The organism is Amycolatopsis sp. SID8362 (genome assembly GCF_010550475.1).
Taxonomy (GTDB): Bacteria; Actinomycetota; Actinomycetes; order Mycobacteriales; family Pseudonocardiaceae; genus Amycolatopsis; species Amycolatopsis eburnea.
The window spans coordinates 1-8110 of record NZ_JAAGNB010001377.1; the positions used below are offsets into that span (position 1 = coordinate 1).

The 8110-nt window shown below is 70.6% G+C and carries 6 protein-coding genes and 1 pseudogene; 2 read left to right on the top strand and 5 right to left on the bottom strand.

The annotated features are described in order from the left end of the window. Positions 1-435: alpha/beta hydrolase fold domain-containing protein (locus tag G3I65_RS42360; protein WP_160701082.1), on the top strand; the 435-nt coding region annotated here is incomplete at its 5' end. A gap of 110 nt (positions 436-545) precedes the next feature. On the opposite strand, the gene G3I65_RS42365 is transcribed toward G3I65_RS42360, so the two are convergent. The 5 genes from G3I65_RS42365 to G3I65_RS42385 form a co-directional block, all read right to left on the bottom strand. Then, on the bottom strand, positions 546-2303 hold the full coding sequence (locus tag G3I65_RS42365; protein ID WP_166641269.1) for a choline/carnitine O-acyltransferase: 1758 nt from the start codon (positions 2301-2303) through the stop codon (positions 546-548). Then, the gene (locus tag G3I65_RS42370; protein WP_160701084.1) at positions 2300-3121 is read right to left on the bottom strand and encodes a class I SAM-dependent methyltransferase; all 822 of its coding nucleotides are present in this window, start codon (positions 3119-3121) and stop codon (positions 2300-2302) included. Before G3I65_RS42370 ends, G3I65_RS42365 begins: the two co-directional genes overlap by 4 nt. 18 nt (positions 3122-3139) lie before the next feature. Further along, positions 3140-3970: an arpA protein gene (locus G3I65_RS42375; protein WP_163046848.1), complete on the bottom strand. Its 831-nt coding sequence runs from the start codon at positions 3968-3970 to the stop codon at positions 3140-3142. 140 nt (positions 3971-4110) lie between these two features. Beyond that, positions 4111-4644, bottom strand: coding sequence for a DUF4232 domain-containing protein (locus tag G3I65_RS42380; protein WP_166641270.1), 534 nt, complete (start codon positions 4642-4644; stop codon positions 4111-4113). Between the two features lie 85 nt (positions 4645-4729). Further along, a complete protein-coding gene (locus G3I65_RS42385; RefSeq protein WP_163046849.1) occupies positions 4730-7327 on the bottom strand; it encodes a bifunctional FO biosynthesis protein CofGH in 2598 nt (865 codons plus the stop codon). A gap of 153 nt (positions 7328-7480) precedes the next feature. Here G3I65_RS42385 and G3I65_RS42390 point away from each other — a divergent pair. Next, positions 7481-8110: pseudogene (locus G3I65_RS42390) on the top strand (transposase); the annotation flags it as partial.

Sequence of the window (8110 nt, forward strand, 5' to 3'; positions counted from 1 at the left end):
GCCCGCGACCGCGGCGGGCCGTCGCTCGCCGGCCAGCTGCTGCTCTGCCCGATGCTGGACGACCGCAACGACTCCCCGTCGGCGATCGAGCTCGACGGCCGCGGCCTCTGGGACCGCACGGCGAACAACGTCGGCTGGACCGCTTACCTCGGCGACCGTCGCGGCACCGCCGAGGTCCCGCCCTATGCCGCCGCGGCTCGCGCGGAAGACCTGTCCGGCCTGCCCCCGGCGTTCCTGGACGTCGGCACGGCGGAGACGTTCCGCGACGAGGTGGTGGCGTACGCGTCCCGGCTTTGGCAGGCGGGCGGCGAGGCGGAGCTGCACGTGTGGCCGGGCGGTTTCCACGGCTTCGACTCACTGGCCCCGAAAGCGCGCATCAGCCGGGCGGCGCGGGCCGCCCGGCTGACGTGGCTGCGCCGCCTACTCGGCCAGTAGCTTCCGCACGGCCCGGCTCAAGCGCCCCAATGTGGCCTTCGGTGCGTCAGACGCACCCAAGGCGGCCTTCGGTGCGCAAGACGCAACCAAGGCCGCCTTGGGGCGCTCGGCTACTCGGCCAGTAGGTCCTGCAGCTCCCGCACCGCGATCGCCAGCTCGTCGGCGAAGCGGTGCATCTCCGCCGACACGTGCTTCGGCGTGCTCAGGTAGATGTTCCAGCGGTCCGGCAGCAGCACGTACGCGATGCCGATGCACTGCGGGCTCGTCGAACCGAACCCGAAGTACTGGATGTTGACCGACGGCGCCGAGCTGGTGCTCAGGTAGTCGTCGCGCAGCTTCAGCCAGCCCGGCGACGAATACAGCGCCGGCTCCGTGGTGTCCCCGCGGCGTTTCCCGATCAGCTGCAGCTCCCACAGGTGCTGCTCGGGCGCGTCGCCGGCCTGGCACTCCTTCGCGCGGGCGACGTGCTTCTCCGCCGCCGCGCGGAACGCGGTGCGCTTCTCCTCGGCGGACGCCGCGGGGTCGGTCAGGACGTCGGCGAAGCGCACGACCTCCGGCGTGACGACCCGCATCGCTTCGGTGCGGCCGTTCTGGAACTGCCGGGTGGCGATCGATTCGTACGTCGCCCCCGTCAGGCCCTTCGCGCGGCGGTGCGCCAGCTGGTACGCCATCTGCGCGAACGCGTCGGGCGACATCCCCAGCTGCTTGGCCCGGTTCGCCCCGAAGTCGAACGACACCGTCTGCGTCGCGGTCGCGTCCGCGTACGCGCGGAACGCGATTCCGGCCGCCAGCGCGTCTTCGCGGAGCGAGTCGGTCAGCGTGAAGTCGACCGGCTCGTACCCCGGGATCCCCGTGGCCGGCTCGCGGTCCGCCCGCGTGCCGCTCAGCAGCGCGTCGGTGAAGCCGAGGATCGTGGTGCCGTCGAGTTCGCAGTGCTCGACGTTGATCCCCGCGGTGCCGTCCTCGAACACGATCAGCGACACGGCCTTGTCGTACCAGCGGTTGTCGCCGTACAGCAGCCGGTCGGCCGCCTCAAGGGTGTCCGACGGCGCGAAGTCGTCCAGGCACAGGCAGAACAACGCGGTCTCGATCGTCTCCAGGGAAGCCGCGTTGCCCGCGTCGATCAGCGCCGTCCGCGAGTCCGCCCACTCCGCGCGCGCCTTCGTCGTGAAGTGCCCGGCCGGGACCTCGGCGACGCGGTCGTCCTTGAGGATCGCGCGCAGCCCTTCCGCCAGCTGCGCCGGCGAGTACGGGCGGCCGTCGCCGGCGATGACGTCCATCCGGAACGGGGTGTCGTGGTGGAACACGACGATGTGCCGTTCCCGCGACGGCCCTTCCCAGCCTTCGCGGTACGGCGTGCGCGCGGTGTCCAGCACCTGGCCCGGGATGCGCGTCGCCGAGAACAGGTACTTGTGCTGCACCATCGACTGCGGCGTGCCGCGCAGCAGCACCGGCGGCACCTGCTCCTCGTCGAGCTTCAGCTTGTAGTCCACCGCGGACGCGGTCAGCTCGGCCGCGCGTTCCACCTGGCCCAGCGGCGAATCCTGGAACAGGAAGAAGAAGTTGGCGTTCAGCGCGATCCGGTCGCGGCGGCCGAGGTAGCGGTACGGCCAGAACGTGTCGAGCCAGCTGCGCACCCCCGGCGAACGGTCGTACTCCTCGAGCGCGGCCTGCAGTTCGGGCCCGGGACCCGCGAGGAACTCCGCGAGCGCTGCCTCGGTTTCGGCCAGCTCGTCCGGGGTCAGCAGCGGGGCGCACCACTCGAGGAAGCGGCGGCGGCTGTCCTCCAGCGTGGGCACGGGGACGCGGGGGAGCCGCTCCTCGTTGCCGAAGGTGCGGGTGGACCAGTCCGGACTGCTCACGTTCATCCTTCTTCGCGGATTTCGAGCGCGGAAGCCAAGGCGTCCGCGCCTTCGGGACGGGAAACGAACAACCGGGCGTAGAGCCACCCTTCGGACTCGAGCCCGGTCGGGTCGACGCCGGCGGCGTCGAGCGTGTCGAGGATCTGTGCCTGCTCTTCGGCGGAGGCGAACCGCCGCTGCCGGAACACCCCGCCGACTTCTGCGGTCTCGTAGCCCAGCTCGGCCAGGCTGTCGGCGACCGGTTCGTAGGAGAACATCCGCAGCACGAAGTGCGCCATCCACGGCCGCGCGCCGCGCGCGATCCGCGAGATGGTCTTCTCGGTGACGTAGCCGACGCAGCCGGTGGAGACGACGAGGTCGACGTCGTCGAGGAGCTTCCGCTGGGTGCTGTCCGGGTCTTCGCGCTCGAGGTCGGCGTGGATGGCTTCGTCGAGGAACCCGGCGGAAAGCGCGTATTCGAGCGCGGGCGCGGACGCGTCGAGGCCGTAGAAGCGCGGGCCGCCGTCGTCGACGATCCGGCGCCGGTCCGCTTCGATCAGCGACGCGTGGTCCAGCGCGGTCACGGCCGGGTCGGTGTAGTGGGCGTACAGGTCGTCCATCGTGGCGTCGCAGCGCACGAGCGCCGCGTTGACACCGTAGGAGCAGCCGACGTCGAGCACGGTCGGCCGTTCGGCGGGGTGTTCGGCGATCAGCTTCGCGAAGTACGGCTTCGCGAGCTGAGGGATGTGGTAGTCGACGCGCCGCAGCGTCCCGAAGAACGGGCGCGGGTCGGGCGCGGTGTAGATGTGGTCGAACGAGATCTTGCCGGTCGAGTCGAAGGCCACGGGCCAGGCTCCTGATCTCTAGTCGAGCAGTTCGTCGCCGCGGACGGTGCGTCCGGTGACGTGCGCGGGCAGGGTCCGGCCGAACAGCTGCCTGGTCCGCTCCGCGCTGCCGATCACCCCCGGGCGCTCGCTGTAGGCGAAGATCGCGGAATGCCGCGCGATCGCGCCCTCCACCGTACTGACCCGGTGCAAGGCGAAGCGACCTTGGAAGAGCTGAAGATCGCCCGGACGGAGGTCGAGGCGCTGGACCGGGTGGGTGCCGTCCTCCCGGAGCACCGCGCGGACCGCGGGAAAGTTCTCGTCCGCCGTGGACCGGATGCCCGGGCAGTATTCGAAGGTGCCGCCCGCTTCCGCGGCCTGGGTCAGCATGCTGACGGTGTAGGCGTTCGTGTCGAAGTGCCACGGGTGCGCGCGGCCGGGCGCGATCACGTTGAGCGTCAGCCCGGCGAGCGGGTCGGCCAGCTCGTGCAGTTCCGGCAGGCCGAAGCAGTCGGCGACGAACCGCTGGAACAGCGGGCTGGTGTAGAGCCGGTCGATGATCGACGACGCGGGGATGCGGTCGCGGGCGACGAAGGCGTTGCCGCGTTCCATGATCGTCCGGCCCGGGTGGTCTTCGGGCAGTGGTTCGTCGATCGCGGTGTTGTAGGCGTTGACCTTTTCGATCTTCGTGTAGGCGTGCGGTTCGAGTTCGGCGCACTCGGTGCGCAGGACCTCCCGCAGTTCCGGCCGGATGAAGTCGGCGAGGACGCTGCAGCCGACTTCGGCCAGGTCCGCGCGCGTGCGGTCGACGGCGGCCCGCCAGGCAGCGCTTCCCGGCTCGGTGAGCGGGTAGCGCTCGGTGTCGACCATGCCCAAGGTATCCACGGAGGTGCTCAACGAAGTCCCTTTCGGCAGGTGAAGCTTCGGTGCTTGCCCTGGTCGTGAAAGGAAAGAGTTAGCACAGATCGCGGTAGCTCACTGGGGGGTTTGTGAGCGGTGACACAACGTCATCAGCCGCCGATTTCGGTCGCCCACGAACTGAGCGTGACGGTGTCCGTGGTGCCCAGATCGGTGTCGAGGGGCTGCTTTTGCTCAGGTTCGCCGGGGACGGGGACGACCGAGATTGCCGCACCCGTGCGCGTGTCGCCGGAGGTGACGGTGGCCGACCAGGCGAGCACGGCCACGACCGTCGCGCCGGGTTGGACGGTCAGGTCCTGCGGGCCGAGATCCCGCGCGAAGTACGAAGTTCCGTGCTCGACCTTGACGTCCAGCGGTGTTCCGTCACCCGCCAGGACTTTCAGGTCCGGGTAGCCGGTGACCTGCCGCGGCCGGGTGTCCCGGTTGGTCAGCGTGAGCACGCTGGCGCGGTGCCCGAGCCCGGCTTCGACCGGTCCGACCGAAAGGGACAGCCCGCTCGACGGCGGCGGTGCGTAGCTCGGGCTCGGGCTCGGCGTCACTGTGGGCACCGGAGCGGGCAGCGGCGCACTGTCACAGCCGGCCAGGAACGCGAGCGCGAAAAGCGGCACAATGCGAGAAACCCCCATGTGCCGAAGGTTAGCGCGCCCGCGACCGGACGACGTGAATGACTCATTCATGTCGTCAGACGACATGAATGAGTCATTCACTGCATCACGAGGTCAGCAGCGGCAGGAGCGGCTTGCGCACCGCCGTCGCGACACCGTCCGACGCCTCCGCCGCGGCGAGACGTTCGGCGCTCGGCCGCCCGTACCCCGTCGTCCGCTGCACCAGCGGACGACCGAGGGGCTCGACCATCGCGCGCATGTCGCTGATCGTCTTGTACGACCCGTTCGACGCGCCCGCCATCCGGCTGATCGTCTCCTCCATCAGCGTGCCGCCGATGTCGTTGACGCCGCCCTGCAGCACCGCGCGGCTGCCTTCGACGCCCAGCTTCACCCACGAACTCTGGATGTTGTCGATCATGCCGTGCAGCAGCAGCCGGGACAGCGCGTGCACCGCGCGGTTCTCACGCACGGTCGCCCCGGCGCGGGCGAGCCCGGCGAGGTAGATCGGGGAGCTCTGGTGGATGAACGGCAGCAGCACGAACTCGCTGAACCCGCGCTTGCCGTGCTTCTCCAGGCCTTCCCGCTGCAGCCGCGCGAGCAGCTTCAGGTGCGCGACCCAGTGCGCCGGCGTGTCGACGTGGCCGTACATCATCGTGGACGTCGTCGGCAGCCCGACCTCGTGCGCGGTGGTGACGACCTTGATCCACTCCGACGTCGGCAGCTTGCCCTTGGTGAGCACCCAGCGGACGTCGTCGTCGAGGATCTCCGCGGCCGTGCCCGGCAGCGAGTCCACGCCGGACTCCTTCGCCGCGATCAGCCAGTCGCGCAGGGACAGGTTGGTCCGCGAAGCGCCGTTCACGACCTCCATCGGGCTGTAGGAGTGCAGGTGGATGTCCGGCTGGCGGCGCTTGACCTCGGCCGCGAGGTCGAAGTACGCGGTGCCCGGCAGGTCCGGGTGGATGCCGCCCTGCATGCAGATCTCGGTCGCGCCCGCGGCCCACGCCTCGTCGACGCGGTCGCCGACCTGCTCCAGCGAGAGCGTGTACGCGTCGGCGTCGGTGCGACGCTGCGCGAAGGCGCAGAAGCGGCAACCCGTGTAACAGACGTTGGTGAAGTTGATGTTCCGCGTGACGACGAACGTGATGTCGTCGCCGACGGTCTCGCGGCGCAGGTCGTCGGCGATCCGGGTGAACGCGTCCAGCTCGCGGCCGTCGGCGTGCAGTAGCGCCAGCGCGGCGTCGTCGGACAGCCCGGCCGGGTCCTTTTCCGCGCTGCGCAAGGCTTCCAGGATGTCCGTGTCGAACTTGGCGGGCCCGGTCTTGATCCGGTCGCCGATCTCCTTCCAGTCCCCGTACACGGAGTCGAAGTCGCTGCGGCGGTCCTCGGTGCGGCCGCTGGTGTCGATCTCGGTGTGCAGGTCGGTGCGGCCGGACTCCTGCCAGCCGCCGTCCGGCTCCTGCCACGGGATGCCGACCGGCATCGCGCCTTCGCGCGCCATCCCGGTGTCGTAGTCGACGAGCGCGGCGACGTGCCGGGTGATCCGCGGGTCCAGCCACGGCTCGCCGGCCTTGACGTACTCGGGGTAGATCGTGAGCCGTTCCTTGAGCTCGAAGCCGGCCTTCTCGGTGCGGCGGGCGAGCTCGTCGATCTGCGGCCACGCGCGTTCCGGGTTGACGTGGTCCGGGGTCAGCGGCGAGACGCCGCCCCAGTCGTCGATGCCGGCGCGGATCATCAGGTCGTACTGGCTGCCGATCAGGTTCGGCGGCGCCTGGATGCGCATCTTCGGGCCGAGCACCAGCCGCGCGACGGCGATGTTCGCGGCCAGCTCTTCGAGGTCGGCGTCCGGCGTCGCGCGCATCTTCGTGTCCGGCTTGGCCCGGAAGTTCTGCACGATGACTTCCTGGATGCCGCCGTAGGTCTTCGCGACCTTGCGGATCTCGAACAGCGCGTCCGCGCGCTCCTCGAACGTCTCGCCGATGCCGATGAGGACACCGGTGGTGAACGGCACCGAGCTGCGTCCGGCGTCTTCGAGCACCCGCAGCCGGACCGCCGGCTCCTTGTCCGGCGAGCCGTAGTGCGGGCCGCCCTTCTCGCTCCACAGCCGGGTCGCCGTGGTCTCCAGCATCATGCCCATCGACGGCGCGACCGGCTTGAGCCGCTGGAAGTCCTGCCAGGTCAGCACGCCCGGGTTGAGGTGGGGCAGCAGGCCGGTCTCTTCGAGGACGCGGATCGCCATCGCGCGGACGTAGGAGAGCGTGTCGTCGTAGCCGTGCGCGTCCAGCCACTCGCGCGCGGCCTTCCAGCGGTCCTCCGGCCGGTCGCCGAGCGTGAAGAGGGCTTCCTTGCAGCCCATCTCCGCGCCCTTGCGGGCGATGTCGAGCACCTCGTCCGGCGAGAGGAACGGCGATTCGAGCCGGCCCGGCACCGTGACGAACGTGCAGTAGCCGCAGCGGTCGCGGCACAGCCGGGTCAGCGGGATGAACACCTTGCGGCTGTAGGTGATGATGCCGGCGCGTCCGGCCTCGGCCAGGCCGGCGTCCCGGATGCGGGAGGCGTACTCGGAAAGCTTGGTGAGGTCGTCGCCGCGGGCGTGCAGCAGGACGGCCGCTTCGGTGACGTCCAGTGTCTTCCCGTCACGCGCCCGGGCGAGCGCGCGGCGCATCGCGGAGGCGGTCGGGGTGGTGGCGTCGGGTTCGGGTCCCATTCCACCCACGCTAGGACCGTCCTCGCGCGACCAGCCAGTGTGCGTTCCGCACCTGGCTGGGGTTGGACACGGACGTGATCGTCGTCGCAGGTCAGCGCGCTCGGCGGGTTGTCGATCACCGGTTCGGCGTGTATTACCTAAAGGGTGGCATCTGTGGTCGGCAAGAAGATCGGCGGCCGGACGTACTACTACCTGGCGGAGTCCGCCCGGGTCGACGGCAAGCCCCGGGTGGTGACGCAGCGTTATCTCGGCACGGCCGACGAGATCGCCCGTGCCGTCCCGGGCGGCGAACCGGCCTCGGCTTCGCACCGGACGTACGGCGACGTCGCGGCGGTGTGGGCGACGCTGTCCCGGCTGGACTTCGTCCGCCGCGTCGACGACGTCGTGCGCTCGAAGCCGTCGCTGGGATCGACACTGGCCGTCGCGGTGCTGCACCGCGCGACCGCGCCGGAGACACCGATCGGCGAGTGGTGGGCCACGAGCGCGGCGGCGGACCTCGTGCGCCCCCGGTTGTCCACAGTGGACGGCGTGTGGCGGGCGCTGGACCGGCTGACGCCCGAGCGCGTCGCCGGGATCGAGGACGCGGTCGCCACCGCCGTCCTCGCCACCCTCGACGACCACGAGGCCCTGGCGGTCGACGTCCCGCAGTTCGCGGTGTTCGCGCCGGCCGACTGCACGCTGCCCTCGGCGTGCCGCGAGGTGCTCGCCGGCGTCGGCCTGCGCGTGACCCGCGACGGTGCCATCCCGCTGTCGTCGCGGCTGTACCGGCGCGACGACGGCACG

Coding starts and splice junctions, on each gene's coding strand:
- G3I65_RS42365 (WP_166641269.1), bottom strand. CDS start 2,303: ATGAACGTGAGCAGTCCGGACTGGTCCACCCGCACCTTCGGCAACGAG.
- G3I65_RS42375 (WP_163046848.1), bottom strand. CDS start 3,970: ATGGTCGACACCGAGCGCTACCCGCTCACCGAGCCGGGAAGCGCTGCC.
- G3I65_RS42380 (WP_166641270.1), bottom strand. CDS start 4,644: ATGGGGGTTTCTCGCATTGTGCCGCTTTTCGCGCTCGCGTTCCTGGCC.
- G3I65_RS42385 (WP_163046849.1), bottom strand. CDS start 7,327: ATGGGACCCGAACCCGACGCCACCACCCCGACCGCCTCCGCGATGCGC.